Source organism: Acinetobacter sp. V110_1 (genome assembly GCF_031798975.1).
GTDB classification, from domain to species: Bacteria; Pseudomonadota; Gammaproteobacteria; order Pseudomonadales; family Moraxellaceae; genus Acinetobacter; species Acinetobacter nosocomialis_A.
The window spans coordinates 80,560-99,795 of the sequence record NZ_JAVQNN010000013.1; the positions used below are offsets into that span (position 1 = coordinate 80,560).

Consider the following 19,236-nt stretch of genomic DNA (forward strand, 5'->3'; position numbering starts at 1 on the left):
GGTATCCTTTCCAAAGTCTTTTTTTTAATTAAACAGCGGCGGCAACAACCTGATCTGTACTTAAAACACCTTGATCAATCAAACGGTTGGTACATGCAATAATTGCTTCAATTGATGAGGTGACTGTGTTGTCGTGAACACCCGCACCAAACGAGCCTCTACCAGTACCTTTCACTTGAAGTTCAATTAAGGTTAATGCTTTAGCATTTGCACCTGAACTAATACTACGTTCTTCATAGTTCAATACGTCAATTGGTAATTGAAGTGCATTTAAGAATGCAGAGATAGGACCATTACCTTCGCCACGTAATTGCTGAGTCTCACCTTCAACGTCGATCTCAAGTTCAATGATTTGAGTACCATTTATGTCAGATAACTTATAGTTTTTGACTGTGTAATGGTGGTTCTTCACATCGACATATGCGTCTTTAAACAAGGTCCAGATTTCTTTGGCATTAATTTCTGTACCATTCTCATCAGCATATTGTTGAACAACCTGACTGAATTCGATTTGCAAACGGCGCGGCAATACAACGTTGTAGTTTGATTCCAATAAGTAAGCGATACCACCTTTACCAGACTGGCTATTTACACGAATTACAGCATCGTAGTCACGGCCCAAGTCTTTCGGGTCGATGGGCAAGTAAGGCATATCCCAGATTTCTTCGTTTTTCTGGTATTCAAAGCCTTTTTTGATTGCATCCTGATGTGAACCAGAGAATGCAGTAAATACCAAGTCACCTGCATATGGATGACGAGGGTGTACAGGTAAACCAGTACATTCTTCAACTGTTGCAATCACTTCATTAATGTTAGAGAAATCTAACTCTGGTGCTACACCTTGGGTGTACATGTTCAATGCAATCGCAGCAACGTCAACGTTACCTGTACGTTCACCATTACCAAACACACAGCCTTCGACACGGTCAGCACCGGCCATAATGGCAAGTTCTGATGCAGCAATACCACAGCCGCGGTCATTGTGGCAGTGAACAGAAATAATCACGCCATCACGACGTGCCAAGTTACGATGCATCCATTCAATTTGGTCTGCATAAACATTTGGCGTAGAAACTTCGACAGTAGCAGGTAAGTTTAAAATCACTTTATGATCTGGACGTGCATCCCAAATTTCTGTGACGGCATCACAGACATCTTTTGCGACTTCTAATTCGGTTGCAGAGAAACATTCTGGGCTGTACTGGAAAATCCAGTCAGTTTCAGGATACTGTGCAGCATATTCTTTCACTTTCTGAGCTGCATTCACCGCCAACTGTTTTGCGCCATTTACATCTACATTCAATACCTTTTGGCGGAAGGTTGGAGAGTTAGAGTTATAAATATGCACAATTGCGCGCTTAGCACCTGCTAAAGCCTCGAAAGTACGCTCAATTAAATGGTCACGTGCCTGAACCAAAACTTCAATGTAGACATCATCAGGAATATGATTTTCTTCGATTAACATGCGGGTAAAATCGAAGTCAATTTGAGATGCAGACGGGAAACCGATTTCAATATGTTTAAAACCGATTTTTACAAGCATTTTGAACATTTTGAATTTTTGTTCCATGTTCATCGGTTCAAAAATTGCTTGGTTACCATCACGTAAATCCGTGCTCATCCAGATTGGCGCTTTTGTAATTTCGTTATTTGGCCATTGGCGATCTGGTAAATCGACTCGCTGGTACATACGGCGGTATTTTTTGCTAGGGTCAGCCAACATCATGAGAAAACTCCTTATCTCGTAGCACGGTTGCTCTAGGTATCGTGTGAAAGGCAACGTTCTACAGTTATATATGGTATCTAATACAGAAAAATTAAAGGGAATTTGAAAAGGTCTGCTCTAAAATGCAGACAAAAATTTATACGCGCGCGAGGCGCAGCATCAGGAGTTCAAGATGATGTCTTGCTTGAGTAGGCTGGGCAAACAAGTGATTCGTTTTCATCTATAGACCATGTAATAGTAAGTTTGGTGGTTTGCTAATATGCTTATTGTTTAGATATACCACATCTAAACAATGATTACACGTTGTGCAAAAGTCTTATACTCATTTTAATTTCAGTGTTCAGAAAATAATTTTCTAATTTTGCATTGTTCTATATTTTATCGAAAATAATTTTCATTATTTTGCCTTATTGAGATAAAAATAATTAATTAGACTAAATAAGGCAAAAATAAATAGAGTTACAGTTCTGACCACATACGGATAAGGTTGTGATAGATGTTGGTGAGTTTCATGACTTCAGTATAACTATCACCATGTGATTTCCGTAGTTCACGTATGCTTTCATCTAAATTAAAGAGAAGATGTCGTTTACTATCGTCGCGTACTAAGCTTTGTACCCAGAAAAAAGAAGCAAATCGAGTACCTGATGTAATACTACTGACTTCATGCAAGCTAGTAGAAGGGTAGAGAACTACGTCACCAGCAGGTAATTTAACTTCGTGATAACCATAAGTATCTTCAATCACTAGGTCACCACCCTCATATTCATCTGGTTCGCTTAAAAATAAGGTACAAGATAAATCGGTACGAATTTGTTCCGCTGTACCACGGATAAGACGAATTGAGTTATCTACATGGAAACCAAAGCTTTCATGTTCATCATAACGATTAAAAAGCGGTGGAATAATTTTGTGGGGTAGGGCCGCGGCCTGAAACACTGGATTTTGCCAAATTGCTTTGATGACAATATCGCTTAAATGATGAGTAAGTGGGTCTTGCTCCGAGAGTTGCTGATTTCTTTTAACAGAAGCAGATAAGGTGCCAGCAGTCACTTTACCACCTACCCAATTTGCCTCTTTCATGAGTTTACGAAACTCGGCAACTTGCTCTTTGCTTAATACATTCGGGATATGATGAATCACAGCAAACACCTTTTTAAACAGATACTTCATTTATAAAGATAGCCTCAGAGTGAGGCTATCTTATATGTGTTTTAATTAATTCCATAAATGAATTATGGAATTAAGTTTTAGTATTTAAAGTTAATGGCTAAAACAGCATTACGACCATTACCTTCAAATGCATAGTGAGCTGGGTGAGCACTTGTAAAATAGCGTTTATCAGAAATGTTATTGATATTAAGCTGTAAGTTTACGTTCTTGTTGACATCGTATTTAGCCATAGCATTGTAAATGGTATAAGTTGGCAAATATTTGTCTTCAAGCATTGTTGTGCCAGTATTTGTATTGGTAAATACTTTATCGCGGTATTCGGCACCAGCACCTAGAGTTAACTTAGGCAGTACTCGATAAGTAGACCACAATGTCGCACTATTTTTAGCGACGAATGGGAGCGGTTTACCTTCTTGTGCAACTGCGTTATAAGCCGCTTTTGTTAGTTCGCTGTCTAAATAGCTATAACCCGCAGAAACTTCCCATTTGTCGGTTACTTTACCGTTGAACCCGACTTCGAAGCCATCAACTTTACTTTCACCAGCATTGGTTGTGGTATTGGCATCAATAGCGATACGAGTATTTTGTTTCTCGGTACGGAAAATAGCAGCAGTTAAGTTTGCACGATTATTGAATAGATCCCATTTAGTACCAACTTCGAAAGTACGTGCTTTTTCTGGAGATAAATCATTTGCTTGTTGAGAAGAAGTAGATAAAGCATCTGCACCATCACCTTGGTCTACCCCAACCGGATTTGCAGAAGTTGCGAAACTTGCATAGATACTGCCATTTTCAGTTGGTTTGTAGACTAAACCAGCTTGATAAGAGAAATAGTCACTATCATTTTCGAATTTCTGACCAGCTGCAATACTTACGTCATTTGTGTAGTTGCCGCTCGTACTTGTTTTATCGATATCTTTAACAGTTTTATAAATATTTTTATTATATTTACGTTCAGTTTCGAATTTATCCCAACGTACGCCTAAATTTAAAAGCCATTGTGGATTAAATTCGATGCTATCTAATGCATAAAGAGAAACAGTACGGCTGCGAGTTGTATACTGATTTTTGATGCTACCTAAAGTATCAGTAAATGCTCCATTCATTGGGTTGTTGACTGAAGTACACCAGCCATTTGAAAGAGCACTGCTTACAGGACAACTGGTGTTATGGACTGTAGATGTTGTGCCAGAGGCATCTGTAAACGTATAAACTCCTTGATTTGATTGTTGGTAGCTCCACTCGGCACCTGTATTAAAAGAGTGTTTAAGAGTACCAGTATTGAATTTACCTTTTAATGCAAGCTGATCGCTATAAGCATCTGTGTCTACAATCCGACTTAAAGCACGACGTGAAATAGTACCGTTTTTCGTTACATTACCTTTTGAGTCATCTGCATTGGTATAGATGTAATCTGATTTAGATTTTGTGTAAGACATCGTATTTGATAATGTTAAATCATCAGCGAGATCATGTTCTAATTTAAACGTACCGATATGGTTTTCACGTTTATCAAAATCACGAGCTTTCCAACCGTAATACATGCCTTGTTTTACATCAATTGGTTTCCCACCAACAGGAAGGAATGGAATACCTGCATCTGGTTCATCATTACTACGTAAATAGTAGTAGCTCAGTGTTCCACGAGTTGCTGTATCTAGGCCAAATGCAAGACTTGAAGCAATACCAGCACGAGCATATTCAGCACCATCATTTGAACCAGCTTTTTCATTTTCATGGCCCATAACTACAACTCGGCCAGCAACACCATTACCAAAGTCTTTGTTTGCATCAAGTTGGATATGGCGATAGTTATCGGTACCACCTTGAACACTACCTTGGTAAACATCACCTTCATGAGCAACTTTAGGAATCAGGTTAATGCTGCCCCCAACACCACCACCGCCGCCAAGAGCTGAAGAAGATCCTTTAATGACTTCAACTTGCTCAATAGCGAACATGTCACGATTTTGAGAAGTTGAATTACGAACACCATCAACATAGACAGAGGATTGAGCGCTATAGCCACGAATATATGGCATATCGGTAAATGGGGTACCGCCTTCACCTGCACCTAAAGTAATACCTGGTTCATAGCGTAAAGCTTCGAGTAGGGTGTTAGAGTTTGAATCTTTAATTAATTTTTGAGAAAGAATAGAAACGGATTTTGGAGTATCTAAAAGGGGAGCAACTAATTTTGAATTTGCCGACTCATCTACTTTTAAAGATTCTTCGTGAGTTGCTTGAGTATGAATGGTTGGTAGTTGTGAAACAGTTTCTTGTGCCATTGCAGTTGTTGCAATCATAGAAAGGGATGATGCGATTGCAGATGAAACAATTTTTTTACGTGTTCTAATCAATGACATGACTTTCAGGACTTAAATATAAAACGTTATGCGAATAATAATAATTCTTATTTATATGTACAGTTTGTGTTAATTGGATTTGCCGATAGGATTGTGAAGAAAATATGAAAGATTTAATCGGATTCTGTCGCTAAAAATTGCTAATTAATTAATTATTATTAATTTTTATGAAAAGCGATAATTATTGATAAATTAATTGTAATTTTAGATTTATGAAGCATAACTAAAAAATTACTTTGGCTTAAGGTTGAGTTAAAAAAAATTAAATAATCATAAAATTATTGTGAAATTTACTGAAAAAACGGCCTTCAATTTACTGATCTGATCGGTTAATTTTGTATATCTTGAAAGTTGTCATATAATACAGCACTTTTTTAAAAACTGTTCCTACTAACTAATTTTTATCGAGGAAGCCATGCAAGTAACGACTGAAGCGGTTTCGGGCGTTGCCCGTCGTTTAAATGTTTCTGTACCGACGAGCCGTATTAACGAGCAATTTGAAGCTCGTTTGAAGCGCACTGCCAAAACTGTGAAGATCAACGGCTTCCGTCCGGGCAAAGTACCTGCAAACGTTGTTCGTCGCGAATACGGTGCAAGTATTTATCAAGAAGTTGTGAATGACATCATTCGTGACAGCGTATTCGAAGCAATTCAACAAGAAAAAATCAATGCGGTAGGTATGCCGAACATTGAGAAAGTTGAACATAAAGAAGATGCTTTAGTTTTTGAAGCAACTGTAGAAGTTTATCCTGAAGTTGAAGTAAAAGCATTTGACGGCTTAGAAGTTGAACGTAAAACAGCTGAAATTAAAGACGCTGACGTTGACACTATGATCGAAAACTTGCAAAAACAACGTCAAACTTGGGCTGTAACCAAGGGTATGGCGAAAAAAGACATGCAAGTGACTTTTGACTTCGAAGGTTCTATCGACGGTGAGAAGTTTGAAGGCGGTTCTGCTGAAGACTTTAAACTTGTGTTAGGTTCAGGTCGTATGATTCCTGGCTTCGAAGACGGCATCGTTGGCATGAAAGCTGGTGAAGAGAAAGTAATTGATGTAACTTTCCCTGAAGATTACCAAGCTGAAAACTTAGCGGGTAAAGCAGCTCAATTCAAAATCACTGTGAAGCAAGTTGAAAAACCTAAACTTCCAGAGATAGATGCTGAATTCTTAAAAATCTTCGGTGTTACTGAAGAAGAAGGCGTTGAAAAATTAAAAGCTGACGTTCGTAAAAACATGGAACGTGAAGTTCGCAATGGTTTACGTAATCAAGTTAAACAAGCTGCATTTGATGCTCTTGTTGCTGCTAACGAAGTTGAAGTTCCAGCTGCAATGGTTGCTCAAGAAATTGACCGTCAACGTCAACAAATGGTTCAACAGTTCACTCAACAATTCGGTGGTGCTGGTGCTCAATCTTTTGACAAGAGCATGCTTCCTGACGAATTGTTCAAAGAACAAGCAGAGCGTTCTGTTAAACTTGGCGTATTAGTAAGCAAAGTTTTAGCTGATGCTAAACTTGAAGTTGATCAATCACGTGTTGATGCTTACATCGACGACATGGCTTCTTCTTATGAAGATCCAACTGAAGTGATCGAATACTTCAAAAATGATGCTCAACAACGTGCTCAAATCGAAGCTGTTGTATTAGAAGATCAAGTTGTTGATCACATCTTAGCTGCTGCTAAAGTGACTGACAAAGCAGTATCTTACGAAGACTTATTGAAAGAACAACAAGCTCGCCGTATGGGCTAATCTTTTGAGAAGTCAGGAAAAGGCGCTTTAGGCGCCTTTTTCATTTTTAGGTATGTGGTTAATTTGAGTACGTCGTTAAGTACTTAGGTATAAATAATATAATATTTCAGTGCGAACCTTTTGCAATTTGAGAAATTATCCCGCATATTGTTGCCATAGGTTAAGTCACAAAAAATTTAGGAATAAATAACGTATGTATGTTCCAACAATTGAAAATGCTTTAGTTCCTGTTGTGGTTGAACAATCTTCTCGCGGCGAACGTTCTTTTGATATTTATTCACGACTTTTACGTGAGCGCGTCATTTTTCTAACTGGTGAAGTTGAAGACAACATGGCAAATTTGATTGTTGCTCAAATGTTGTTCTTGGAAGCTGAAAACCCAGATAAAGATATCCATCTTTATATTAACTCGCCAGGTGGTTCAGTCACTGCTGGTATGGCGATTTATGACACGATGCAATTTATCAAACCTGATGTAGTGACATACTGTATGGGGCAGGCTGCATCTATGGGCGCATTCTTATTAAATGCTGGTGCTAAAGGTAAACGCTATTGCCTTGAAAATGCACGTGTAATGATTCACCAACCATTAGGTGGATTCCGTGGTCAGGCATCAGACATTGAAATTCACGCACGTGAAATTCTATTTATTAAAGAACGCTTGAATCGTTTGATGGCAGAACACAGTGGTCAAGACTATGACACGATTGCTCGTGATACCGATCGTGATAACTTTATGACTGCACAAGCAGCAAAAGAATATGGCTTAGTCGATCAGGTATTAAGTAAGCGTCCATAAGGGGGAGTTTTAAGTGGCTTGAGTTGTTAGAAAACGCCTCCATATAGTCATTTAACCCTATCGCTTGCCCTCATATTTAAGATTCTATTTGTGGAGAGAATATGTCCGAACATCCTCAAGGACAAAAACATTGTTCATTTTGCGGTAAAACGCAGTCTGAAGTCGGGAAACTGATTGCGGGCGAGGACGCATATATTTGTAATGAGTGTGTAGATGTCTGCTTAGACCTTGTACAAACCAGTCAACAGGTTGAAGCAGGTGACTGGGCGAGCAAGGCATTGCCAAAACCACATGAAATACGTGCTGCGCTTGATCAATATGTGATTGGTCAGGATCTTGCCAAAAAGACATTATCTGTTGCCGTTTATAACCATTATAAGCGTTTGAAAGTCGGGCAATCTGGTCATGTGTCTAAAGATGTGGAAATTGCTAAAAGTAACATTCTACTGATTGGACCTACCGGTTCAGGTAAAACATTACTTGCTCAAACATTGGCTCGTTTGTTAGATGTTCCGTTTGCTATGGCAGATGCGACCACTTTAACTGAAGCGGGTTATGTCGGCGAAGACGTTGAAAATATTGTACAAAAGCTTTTGCAAAAAGCAGATTACGACGTAGAAAAAGCTCAAAAGGGCATTATCTATATCGATGAAATCGACAAGATTACACGTAAATCTGAAAATCCGTCGATTACGCGTGACGTTTCTGGTGAAGGTGTACAACAAGCATTGCTTAAGATGATTGAAGGTACTGTAGCTTCAATTCCGCCACAAGGTGGACGTAAACATCCGCAGCAAGAGTTCATTCAAATTGATACCTCAAATATCTTATTTATTTGTGGTGGTGCATTTGCTGGGCTGGAAAAAATTGTACAACAGCGCCAAGAAAAAGGCGGAATTGGCTTTACAGCTGATGTGAAGAAAAAAGATGAAAGCAAGAAAATTGCTGAATTGTTCCGTCAAGTTGAGCCAACTGACTTAGTGAAATTTGGTTTAATTCCAGAGTTTATTGGCCGTTTACCAGTTATTGCGACGCTTGAAGAGCTTGATGAAGAAGCATTAATGCAAATTTTGACAGAACCAAAAAATGCATTAACTCGCCAGTATCAATACTTGTTCAACATGGAAAATGTTGATCTTGTATTTGAAGATTCTGCTTTACGTGCAGTTGCTAAGCGAGCGCTTGAGCGTAATACCGGAGCTCGTGGTCTACGTTCGATTTTGGAAAATGTTTTACTTGAAACAATGTATGACTTACCAAGCCGTACAGATGTAGGAACAGTTTTCATTAACGAAGCAGTGATTAATGGTGAAGCTGAACCTGTTTACAAGCCAGAACGTCAGCCTAAAGAAACAGCAACTCATGAAAGTGTTGCTAAGGCAGATTTAAAAGTAATTGATTCGAAGTCTGCTTAGATTTCATTCATCTAAAAAGCATGAATCGCGCTCGTGATTCATGCTTTTTTTGTTTTCAATTCATGTAGGTGGTGTTAATCTAAAAAAACAAAATACGCATAGTTTTGCGATATAGAAAAATCAAAAGAAAACGCTTTGAGGGATGTCATGCGTTATTTAATTATTGCATTAAGTTGTACCGCATTACTTGCGGGTTGCCAGAGTTCATCACACTTAGCAAAGAATCCAGCTGAGCTGACTGCAACTTTACCTAAAGTTGATGTTGATAAAGCACCTGGTGTATTTGATCAATACCATGTGGGTGGTTTTAGCATGGGGGGATGGGTCAACCAAAAACTAGGTCAGACATTTGTTCCGATTAAACCGCAAAATGAACATGCAGCAGTAGTCTATCTCTATCGGCCAGATACCAAATGGAACCGTCAGGAAATTGCAGCAATTAATTTATTTGTAAATGGCAAACGAATTCCAAGCTTATTGCATAACCATTATTACTGGATTGAACTGCCAGCAGGAAGTTATCGTATTTCTGCAAGTCGGCCTTTATTAGGTATTCATTTTCAAGAGCCAAAATATATTGATATTACGGTCGATGCAGGAACATCTTATTATTTAAAATACGATGAAGAAAACAAAATGGACCGCGGTGAACACACTGGCCCATTTATGTTAATGCAAGACAATATCGGACGTAGAGAGATTGCTTTTACGGAGCTTAAATCTTCTAGCTTCAACTTTGTAGCTGAAGATGCTTCAGGAAAAATTCGACATAAACCGCAAGAGCTAAAACCAGCCAAATATGATGAAAAATCAGATGTCCATCTGATTAAACCATTTAAGTTGTGGAACCCTTTAACGTGGTAATGGCCTACAAAGGATAAAGAAAAGTTAAGACTTTTCTTTATCCTTCATCAATGGGGCAATAATTTTAAGCATCTCTTCTTGCATGTGATCACGTGCTTTAGGGTCATTAAAGGTTTGTTGACCCAGCTCCATCATATATTCTGAAATTTGTCCCATAATCTGTACGTTTTTACGCGTAATCGATTGGCCTTCTGGGGTTTTCAAAAATTTCAGATTTGCCTGAACTTCTTCTTCAGTATATGTCTTTAAATAAATATCTTGTAAGGCTTGCGTAGTTTTTGGGCTACTAATGAGCTGGTTACTCGAATCTTTTAAAAGTAATCCTAACTTTTTCGCTGCCTCTTTTTCTTTCGGGCCTAAAGTTTTGATGCCCGTAATATTAGTGATGATCTGTTCAGCTTGTTGATCATAATAAGGTGTTAATTCATTAATTGATTCTTTAAGCAAATAATCAATTTGGCTCATTTGCATGAGTTCTTTTACTGAACTTAATTTGGCAGGAGAAGCAAATAAGCTTGTCGTAATACAGCTTAGGCAGAGGCTGATTGAGAGATTTTTAAGAATAGGGCGGATAGTCATGAAATGACCTATATGCAGTTTATGGCGGGTGGGTGTATTTATTAATAGCACAGATTGGTGAATCAATTGTTACAATTCTTTTCAATTTCCAAAAAAATTACAAGGCATAAAAAAAGCACCGAATCCGGTGCTTTTCTTGATTAGCCTGCTGCGGCATCGATTACTGGAATTTTTCCAATTTTCGCTTGCCAGATTTTTGGAGCTACTGCGTGAATTGATGTACCGTTTACATCAACTGCTACAGATACAGGCATATCTTCAACTACGAATTTGTAGATTGCTTCCATACCTAAGTCAGCAAACGCAACAACTTCAGCTTCACGAACTGCTTTAGATACGAGGTAAGCCGCACCACCAACTGCCATTAAGTAAGTTGCTTTGTTATCTTTGATTGCTTCAATTGCTGTAGGACCACGGTCAGCTTTACCAATCATACCGAATAGACCAGTATGCTCGAGTACTTTACGTGTGAATTTGTCCATACGTGTTGCAGTTGTAGGGCCAGCAGGACCAACGACTTCATCACCCACTGGATCAACAGGGCCAACGTAGTAAATAAATTTACCTTTAAGATCAACTGGTAATTCTTCACCATTGTCGATCATTTCAACCATACGTTTGTGTGCAGCATCACGACCTGTGTACATTGTTCCGCTAAGAAGTAATGTATCACCCGGTTTCCAAGAATCCATTTCTTCTTGAGTAATGGTATCAAGGTTTACACGTTTAGACTGTGAAGAGTCCCAAGTTACAGATGGGTAGTCTTCAAGTTTTGGTGCTTGAATATGAGCTACACCTGAACCATCAAGCTGGAAGTGAGCGTGACGAGTCGCAGCACAGTTCGGAATCATACCAACTGGTTTACCAGCAGCGTGACATGGGTAATCTTTAATTTTAATATCAAGAACAGTCGTTAAACCGCCAAGACCTTGTGCACCAATACCAAGAGCGTTTACTTTCTCAAAGATTTCGATACGAAGTTCTTCGATTTTGTTTTCTGGTCCACGGCGAAGTAATTCGTCCATGTTAATTTCTTCCATGAGTGCTTCTTTAGCAAGCATCATGGCTTTTTCAGCAGTACCACCAATACCAATACCTAGCATACCAGGAGGACACCAGCCTGCACCCATAGTCGGAACAGTTTTAAGTACCCAGTCAACAATCGAGTCAGATGGGTTAAGCATAGCAAGTTTAGATTTGTTTTCTGAACCGCCACCTTTAGCAGCAACAGTAATATCTACTTTGTTACCCGGTACGAGTTTGTAGTGAATAACAGCAGGGGTGTTGTCTTTTGTATTTTTACGACCAAATGCAGGGTCAGCAAGTACAGATGCACGAAGAACGTTGCTGTTTTCAAGGTAACCTTGACGAACACCTTCATTTACTGCATCGTCTAAGCTCATTGTTAAATCGAATTTAACATCTAAGCCCACTTCAAGGAAAACGTTAACAATACCAGTGTCTTGGCAAATTGGACGATGACCTTCCGCACACATGCGAGAGTTAATTAAAATCTGTGCAATTGCATCCTTTGCAGCTTTGTTTTCTTCGCGATCATAAGCACGGCTCATCGCTTGGATAAAGTCTTGCGGGTGATAGTACGAAATAAACTGTAGGGCGTCCTTGATTGATGTAATCAAGTCATCTTGTTTGATAATCATTGTCATACCAAAAAATCTCTTGAGCGGGCTGTTAGCTAGCGGGCTAAATTATATGACAAAAAGACAATCTTGTGGGGGATTGGTTGATCTTTTGACCGAAAGTCGAATAAGACCAATGCTAAGTGATTTAAAACTAAGAACAACCAACTGCTAAGGCCGTTATTTGAGAATAAAAAAAGCCATTTGAGCGGACATCAAATGGCGAGAGGTAGAAAAGATTAAATGATATTAATTATTTGGCAGCAGCTTGTTGTTCAGCCTGAATTGCTGTTAAGGCAATAGTAAAGACGATGTCATCTACTAAAGCACCACGAGACAAGTCATTGACTGGTTTGTTGAGGCCTTGCAACATTGGTCCAACGCTGACTACATTTGCTGCACGTTGTACTGCCTTATAGGTCGTGTTACCTGTATTTAAGTCTGGGAAAATAAATACATTGGCACGACCAGCAACGCGTGAGTCTGGTGCCTTTTGGCGTCCTACACTTTCAACAGAAGCTGCATCGTATTGAAGAGGACCATCAATCAGTAAATCAGGGCGGCGTTGCTGTGCAATTTGAGTCGCTTGTTGTACTTTTTCAACATCAGCACCTGTTCCAGAGGTTCCAGTTGAATAGCTGATCATGGCAATACGTGGGTCAATTCCAAACGCTTTTGCAGAGTCAGCAGACTGAATCGCGATTTCAGCAAGCTGGTCGGCTGTAGGGTCTGGGTTAATTGCACAGTCACCGTAAACATAAACTTCATCTGGTAAAAGCATAAAGAATATGGATGAAACCAGTGAGTAAGAAGGTGCGGTTTTAATAAGCTGGAAAGCAGGGCGCACGGTGTTCGCTGTAGTGTGAACTGCACCAGAAACCAAACCATCTACATGATCTAGCGCCAGCATCATGGTGCCGAGAACTACGGTGTCTTGTAATTGATCTTTGGCTTGTAACTCGTTGAGTTTACCCTTACGAAGCTCAACCATTGGTGAAACATATTGGTTGCGAATGCTGTCTGGATCAATAATTTCTAAGTCAGCTGGTAGTTCAATACCGCGTGCTTTTGCAACGTCTTGTACAGCATCTGGTTTTGCTAGCAAAATACAATGCGCAATACCACGCGCCTGACAAATAGCAGCTGCTTCAATAGTACGTGGCTCATCGCCTTCTGGAAGCACAATTCGTTTTTTAGCTGCAATTGATTTTTGCACCAACTCATGACGGAATGCAGAAGGAGAAAGGCGTGGAGTTGCACCGTTATTACTGTGCTGTTTAAGCCATTCGACATCGATATGACTTGAAACAAAACGAGTCACTTGCTCGGCACGTTCAGTGTCATCGATTGGAATTTCATTACCAAAATCAGATAAGCGCTGTGCCGTTTCCAGTGTGTTTAAACGGGTATGTAAAATTGGTAAGCCTTGTTTGATAGCGCTTTGGCAAAACTCTAAAAGCTCAGGGGCAGGTGCTTCACGTTCGGTCAGTACCAAGCCTGCCAATGGAATACCGTTACTGGTTGCCAAGCTACCTGCAAGTAAAACGTCGGTACGTTCAGACGCACTAATAATCAGTTCGCCAGCAATGAATTTATTCAGTTCATATTCAATGCTTGAGGCAATTAAACTTGAGTGCAAAATACGACGTATTTTCGCTTCGCCTTGATGTACCCATTGACCATCAATCACGTTCGCGATGTCTAAAGTTCTAGGTACACTTAAGGTATTACTAAATGGGACTAAACCAATAATGGGTAAATCGTTCGATCCAAAGTAGCGATTATATTTTTGCAGTTCTGACGTAAATTTTGCGATGTCTTCAGTTGGACGTAGCGATGGGTCGAATGCGACAGGAATCTGAGCTGTTTCTTCAGATAACCCGCGTGTACGCATAAAGAGTACACCTGCTGTTCGGTTTGAAGTTGCACCGCCAAACTGACGCAAGTGAGCTTCAACTTTCTCGGCTGTTTTACGTGGGTTTTGAATGTCAGCAGTGCTCACTAAAACCACTTCTGCATCGAGGGCTTGAGCAAGACTTGCATTCAGCTCACTGGCAAAATGGTCTTGCCCATTTGGCAATAAGCCTTCAACAATAATCACATTATTGTCGGCTGCGATACTGCGATGAAGACTTACTGCTTCTTCAAGTAGCTCATCAACTTCACCTGACGCAATGCGTTGGGTTAACTTTTCATGAGAAATGGATTGAACAGTTTTACCTTGAAATAAATGACCAAATAAAGATGTAGTTCGGTCTAAATTTTCTTGATCTACCTGAGAAAAGGGTTTTAAAAAGCCTGCTTTAATCCCATTACAATCAAGTGCATAAATCATACCTAAGCAGGCAGAGGTTAAACCAACCCCTTCACCTGTAGGAATTAATAAAATTGTATTCATATAAACCTATAAATAAATGAATAACGTTCTTTGACTTCTGTAATTAAGCAAGGCTAACTTCAGGAGATGTATTTTGTGAAACGTCTACAACCTGACGAGTTTCTTTAGCAATACGGCCTTCTTCATCGGTTGGAATAACCCAAATCTGTGGGCCTGTACCGCTATCAATACGGCCTTCTGTACCACGTTTTAAATTGTTGTTCTGGTCTTTATCGAGCTGTAAACCAAAGTGAGGTAAATAAGCTAAAGTCTTTTCACGAATATAAGCTGAGTTCTCACCAATACCGCCTGTGAAGATCAGGCCATCAATACTTGGTAAACCACAGCTTAGTGCAGCAAGTGATTTGGCAAGACGGTAGCTAAATACTTCTATTGCAAGACGCGCATCTTCATTGCCATTTTCAGAGGCTTCAATCACAGTACGCATATCGTTAGAGAGTTGTGATAAGCCAAGTAAGCCACTTTCGTTATTCAAAACTTTATCGATTTTCGCTAAGTCCCATCCAAGGTTTTTTGCAAGGAAACTGTGTAAGCTTGGATCGACATCCCCACTACGGGTTCCCATTACAACACCTTCAAGCGGAGTAAGGCCCATAGAGGTATCAACACTTTGTCCGTTCCATACTGCACAAGTCGAACTACCATTGCCCAAGTGTGCTGTTAACCAACCGCCTTTTTGGAAATTACCAGCCAGTTCACTACCGCGGTCAGACACATAAGCATGACTTGTGCCGTGGAAGCCATAGCGGCGAACGTTATGGTCTGTATATAAAAATTTAGGGATTGCATAACGGTATGCATGCGCAGGCATGGTTTGGTGGAATGCAGTGTCGAATACGGCAACTTGAGGTAATTCAGGAAATAGGCGCATCGTTGCTTCAATCCCGATTAAGTGGGCTGGGTTATGAAGCGGTGCAAGAGGGGTGGCTGCACGAATACGTTCTATAATTTCAGGAGTAAGTAATTCAGCTTTGGTGAGGCTTCCACCATGTACGACACGGTGACCGATTGCTTGAGGTTTATAGTTTGCAAGACGTGCAAGTAAAGTTTCTAAAGCTTTGGCGTGGTCAGCATAAGGAATTGAAAGCTCTAGTGGTTCTCCACCGACTGTAATTCCTTTAATACGAGCATCAGCCGCCCCTAAGTTTTCTGCTAAACCATAAATACGATCTTCACGACGGTCTGAAACCAGCGCGTATTTAATAGATGAAGAACCGCAATTAATAACTAATACTGATGTAGCCACGTTGAAATACCCAAGTCCTGATTTAAAAATAGTTTTCCTAACTTCCTGATCAAAAGGCATTAATTGCAACATGCATTTAGAGCAGGTTGTGATGTTTTAACATGTGTTGTTTTTCTGTCCAAGATAGACTTTAGCCCATTAGACTTAAGCACTATCGACCATCAAATTTTTTATAACTAATATTCGTTGAGTATAAGGCTTAACCACTGTATTTATTGTTTTTTTGTAGAAGAATTAAACAGTTTTTTGTATATATTTATGAAAAGTAAATTTTGAATCAATGTAATTTTCAACTATTTGGTATAAATTTTTTAAGAAAAAATAAGTGTTGTTATTTTAATCAAACCACAGGGGAGTATTACAAATAATATACGTAATTGAAATTAAGTTTTAATACTTTATACATAGGATAAAAAGGATAAATTATAAACATTTTTAATATCAAAATAAGTATAAAAAAGTCAGTGCTCACCCATTTATAAAGATATTTTATTGCTTTGATATTATGAGAAATTTCTCATAGTTATTAATATTTAATTTACCCGTAAATATAGTCAAAAATAAAATCATTTTCTTGTTTAAAACTTAAACATTATTTGTCTTTAATGCTAAGGCCTAGAGTATTGCTCGGAGTTATAAGGACTTGCATGTCGCTTTTTGCCTTAATAATATTATTCATCCTTCTACCAAATGATCGTTAAATATATCGTTTGGTCTATTTTGTTTTTCCGGCTTATCCGGTTGTACAGGAGCGTCCAGCATGGACTTGCCGAACCCAATATTGGCAAAAGTTACCGAGCGTGTAATCGCGCGTAGCCAAAAAACTCGTTCTGCATATTTACAACGCATTGAACATGCCCAAGGTAAATTTCCTGCTCGTGGAGCACTCTCATGTGCCAATCTCGCACATGGTTTTGCCAGCATGGAAGATAATGAAAAATTAATTATTAAAGTTGGCCGTGAACCAAATATTGGCATTGTGTCTTCATACAATGAAATGCTTTCAGCACATGCCCCTTATAAAACCTTCCCAGACATTATAAAAACCGCTGCCCGTGAAAATGGTGGTGTTGCTCAGTTTGCTGGTGGTGTGCCGGCAATGTGTGATGGCATTACTCAAGGTAATGCCGGTATGGAATTGTCATTGTTTTCACGTGAAACAATTGCGATGAGTACAGCAATTGCACTTTCTCATAATATGTTCGATGCCGCATTGTGTCTCGGCGTATGCGATAAAATTGTGCCGGGCTTACTTATTGGTGCCTTACAGTTTGGTTATCTACCGACTATTTTTGTGCCTGCGGGTCCAATGAGTAGCGGTTTATCAAATGATGATAAAGCCAAAATTCGTCAACAATTTGCGACTGGTCAAGTGGGCCGAGATGCCTTACTTGAAGCTGAGTCAGCTGCCTATCATGGTCAGGGCACATGTACCTTCTACGGTACTGCCAACAGTAACCAAATGTTGATGGAAGTGATGGGTTTACATTTGCCAAGTGCTGCATTTGTTCATCCTCACACACCACTACGTGACGCTCTTACTGCCGAAGCGGCTAAACGTGTGCTTGACTTAACTGCTGAGCGAGGCAACTACACACCAATTGGTCATGTGATTGATGAAAAAGCTATTATCAATGGCATTGTGGCTTTACTCGCGACGGGTGGTTCAACCAATCACACATTGCATCTGATTGCGATTGCACGTGCGGCTGGCATCTTGATTGACTGGGATGACTTTGATGAGTTGTCTGCTGTTGTTCCATTGCTCGCAAAAATCTATCCAAATGGTAAGGCCGATGTAAACCATTTCCAAGCTGCGGGTGGGGTGGCATTCCTTATTCGTAACTTACTTGAGGCAGGGTTACTCCATAACGATGTAACAACAGTCGCTGGTAAAGGTTTACAGCACTACACCAAAGAACCGAAATTGATTGACGGTAAGCTCACTTGGGTTGACGGTGTGGTTCAGAGCCTTGATGACAAAGTACTTCGTAGCATTGATGCGCCGTTTCAGCCAGATGGTGGCTTGCGCTTAATGCAAGGTCGCCTTGGTCGTGGTGTTATCAAGATTTCTGCTGTTGCGCCAGAGCACCGTAAAGTTAGAGCGCCGGCAATTGTGTTTGACTCTCAAGAAGCGGTACAAGCAGCGTTTGATCGTGGCGAATTACACCGAGACTTTATTGCGGTCGTTCGTTTCCAAGGTGCTCGTGCGAATGGTATGCCTGAGTTACATCGTTTGACACCTGTGTTGGGTGTTTTACAAGATCAAGGTTTCCACGTTGCTTTAGTCACTGACGGTCGTATGTCTGGTGCTTCAGGCAAAGTTCCTGCGGTGATTCACTTATCTCCAGAAGCCTTACTAAATGGGCCGATTGCTAAAGTCCAAACCGGAGATATGCTGGTTATTGATGCTGAGGCTAGTGTACTCGATATTGAGTTAGATGAACAAACTTGGCAATCACGCCCTGTTGCACAGCCAGAACATCAGGCAGAAAACGAAGTTGGTTTCGGCCGTGAATTATTTGGTGTATTCCGTGCAGCAGCAGCACCTGCTGAACATGGTGCATCTGTGTTTGGTTCACTTGTTGGTGAAGAGCCACAAACGCATATTTGAGACAAAGGAATTACAAAGTAATGAGCAAGATTGAAGATGTGGTCAAATTAGGCCCAGTAATTCCCGTGTTGGCTTTTGACTCCGCCGAACAAGGTGAACATGTATCACGTGCGTTGCATGCTGGTGGTGTAAAAGTACTGGAAATTACTTTACGTACCGCTGCTGGTTTGGCTGCTATTGAGCGTGCAAGCCAGTTGGCAGATGACATTGTGGTGGGTGTGGGAACAATTACCAAGCCTGAGCATTGCGCCCAAGCTAAAAAAGCAGGCGCTAAGTTTGGTGTATCTCCTGGTTTAACCAAAGACTTACATTTGGCTGCGCAAGATGCTGGCTTACCTTTATTACCAGGAGTTATGACACCAAGTGATCTGATTCAGGCGATTGAGTTGGGTTATGACATTGTGAAGTTTTTCCCAGCGCAGCAAGCAGGTGGAGTCGAGATGCTCAAAGCATTTTATGGTCCATTTCCAAACTTGCGTTTTTGTCCGACCGGTGGAATTACAGCAGAGTCAGCACCAGATTTCTTGAAGCAACCTAACGTAGTTTGTGTAGGTGGTTCATGGTTGACGCCTAAAGCTGCTGTTGCTGTACAAGACTGGGCTGAAATTACGCGTTTAGCTCAAATTGCGAGTCAGTTGAGAGCATTGTAAATGTAGTCAATATTTA

The 19,236-nt window shown here is 40.1% G+C and carries 13 protein-coding genes; 6 read left to right on the forward strand and 7 right to left on the reverse strand.

Features of this window, described 5'->3' with window-relative positions; translation table 11 throughout:
* Nucleotides 1–28: 28 nt before the first annotated feature.
* The 3 genes from leuA to RMA95_RS02960 form a co-directional block, all read right to left on the reverse strand.
* Nucleotides 29–1,726, reverse strand: coding sequence for a 2-isopropylmalate synthase (gene leuA / locus RMA95_RS02950; protein ID WP_311069548.1), 1,698 nt, complete (start codon nt 1,724–1,726; stop codon nt 29–31).
* A gap of 459 nt (nt 1,727–2,185) precedes the next feature.
* On the reverse strand, nt 2,186–2,869 hold the full coding sequence (locus tag RMA95_RS02955) for a Fe2+-dependent dioxygenase (protein WP_263612884.1): 684 nt from the start codon (nt 2,867–2,869) through the stop codon (nt 2,186–2,188).
* Between the two features lie 107 nt (nt 2,870–2,976).
* Nucleotides 2,977–5,265 carry a TonB-dependent siderophore receptor gene (locus RMA95_RS02960; RefSeq protein WP_311069549.1) on the reverse strand — a complete coding sequence of 763 codons (2,289 nt, stop codon included), beginning with the start codon at nt 5,263–5,265 and terminating at the stop codon, nt 2,977–2,979.
* Between the two features lie 415 nt (nt 5,266–5,680).
* Between RMA95_RS02960 and tig the strand changes: the two genes are divergently transcribed.
* From tig to RMA95_RS02980, 4 genes are all read left to right on the forward strand, one after another.
* The gene (gene tig / locus RMA95_RS02965) at nt 5,681–7,015 is read left to right on the forward strand and encodes a trigger factor (protein WP_263612886.1); all 1,335 of its coding nucleotides are present in this window, start codon (nt 5,681–5,683) and stop codon (nt 7,013–7,015) included.
* Between the two features lie 193 nt (nt 7,016–7,208).
* Entirely contained in the window at nt 7,209–7,814 is a 606-nt protein-coding gene (gene clpP / locus RMA95_RS02970; protein WP_000289452.1) for an ATP-dependent Clp endopeptidase proteolytic subunit ClpP, read from the forward strand.
* A gap of 101 nt (nt 7,815–7,915) precedes the next feature.
* Nucleotides 7,916–9,229 (forward strand): ATP-dependent Clp protease ATP-binding subunit ClpX, encoded by a 1,314-nt coding sequence (clpX, locus tag RMA95_RS02975; protein WP_002053318.1) that lies wholly within the window; start codon nt 7,916–7,918, stop codon nt 9,227–9,229.
* 147 nt (nt 9,230–9,376) lie between these two features.
* Nucleotides 9,377–10,093 carry a DUF2846 domain-containing protein gene (locus tag RMA95_RS02980; RefSeq protein WP_006580444.1) on the forward strand — a complete coding sequence of 239 codons (717 nt, stop codon included), beginning with the start codon at nt 9,377–9,379 and terminating at the stop codon, nt 10,091–10,093.
* 24 nt (nt 10,094–10,117) lie between these two features.
* On the opposite strand, the gene RMA95_RS02985 is transcribed toward RMA95_RS02980, so the two are convergent.
* The 4 genes from RMA95_RS02985 to RMA95_RS03000 all read right to left on the reverse strand — a co-directional run bounded on the left by RMA95_RS02985 (nt 10,118) and on the right by RMA95_RS03000 (nt 15,956).
* Nucleotides 10,118–10,672, reverse strand: coding sequence for a DUF2059 domain-containing protein (locus tag RMA95_RS02985; RefSeq protein ID WP_004710671.1), 555 nt, complete (start codon nt 10,670–10,672; stop codon nt 10,118–10,120).
* Between the two features lie 140 nt (nt 10,673–10,812).
* Nucleotides 10,813–12,339 (reverse strand): fumarate hydratase, encoded by a 1,527-nt coding sequence (locus tag RMA95_RS02990; RefSeq protein WP_311069550.1) that lies wholly within the window; start codon nt 12,337–12,339, stop codon nt 10,813–10,815.
* Between the two features lie 226 nt (nt 12,340–12,565).
* Nucleotides 12,566–14,710, reverse strand: coding sequence for a phosphate acetyltransferase (gene pta / locus RMA95_RS02995; protein ID WP_311069552.1), 2,145 nt, complete (start codon nt 14,708–14,710; stop codon nt 12,566–12,568).
* A gap of 43 nt (nt 14,711–14,753) precedes the next feature.
* Nucleotides 14,754–15,956, reverse strand: a complete 1,203-nt coding sequence (locus RMA95_RS03000) for an acetate/propionate family kinase (protein ID WP_019458067.1) — start codon at nt 15,954–15,956, stop codon at nt 14,754–14,756.
* A gap of 760 nt (nt 15,957–16,716) precedes the next feature.
* Between RMA95_RS03000 and edd the strand changes: the two genes are divergently transcribed.
* Together edd and eda are read left to right on the forward strand one after the other, a co-directional pair.
* The gene (edd, locus tag RMA95_RS03005) at nt 16,717–18,570 is read left to right on the forward strand and encodes a phosphogluconate dehydratase (protein WP_311069553.1); all 1,854 of its coding nucleotides are present in this window, start codon (nt 16,717–16,719) and stop codon (nt 18,568–18,570) included.
* A gap of 20 nt (nt 18,571–18,590) precedes the next feature.
* Nucleotides 18,591–19,220 carry a bifunctional 4-hydroxy-2-oxoglutarate aldolase/2-dehydro-3-deoxy-phosphogluconate aldolase gene (eda, locus tag RMA95_RS03010; protein ID WP_311069554.1) on the forward strand — a complete coding sequence of 210 codons (630 nt, stop codon included), beginning with the start codon at nt 18,591–18,593 and terminating at the stop codon, nt 19,218–19,220.
* Nucleotides 19,221–19,236 lie beyond the last annotated feature (16 nt).

Excerpts from the sequence above, each read along its gene's own strand:
- eda (WP_311069554.1), top strand. The coding sequence starts at position 18,591 with ATGAGCAAGATTGAAGATGTGGTCAAATTAGGCCCAGTAATTCCCGTG.
- RMA95_RS02980 (WP_006580444.1), top strand. The coding sequence starts at position 9,377 with ATGCGTTATTTAATTATTGCATTAAGTTGTACCGCATTACTTGCGGGT.
- tig (WP_263612886.1), top strand. The coding sequence starts at position 5,681 with ATGCAAGTAACGACTGAAGCGGTTTCGGGCGTTGCCCGTCGTTTAAAT.
- RMA95_RS02985 (WP_004710671.1), bottom strand. The coding sequence starts at position 10,672 with ATGACTATCCGCCCTATTCTTAAAAATCTCTCAATCAGCCTCTGCCTA.
- clpX (WP_002053318.1), top strand. The coding sequence starts at position 7,916 with ATGTCCGAACATCCTCAAGGACAAAAACATTGTTCATTTTGCGGTAAA.
- pta (WP_311069552.1), bottom strand. The coding sequence starts at position 14,710 with ATGAATACAATTTTATTAATTCCTACAGGTGAAGGGGTTGGTTTAACC.
- RMA95_RS02960 (WP_311069549.1), bottom strand. The coding sequence starts at position 5,265 with ATGTCATTGATTAGAACACGTAAAAAAATTGTTTCATCTGCAATCGCA.
- leuA (WP_311069548.1), bottom strand. The coding sequence starts at position 1,726 with ATGATGTTGGCTGACCCTAGCAAAAAATACCGCCGTATGTACCAGCGA.
- RMA95_RS02990 (WP_311069550.1), bottom strand. The coding sequence starts at position 12,339 with ATGACAATGATTATCAAACAAGATGACTTGATTACATCAATCAAGGAC.
- edd (WP_311069553.1), top strand. The coding sequence starts at position 16,717 with ATGGACTTGCCGAACCCAATATTGGCAAAAGTTACCGAGCGTGTAATC.
- clpP (WP_000289452.1), top strand. The coding sequence starts at position 7,209 with ATGTATGTTCCAACAATTGAAAATGCTTTAGTTCCTGTTGTGGTTGAA.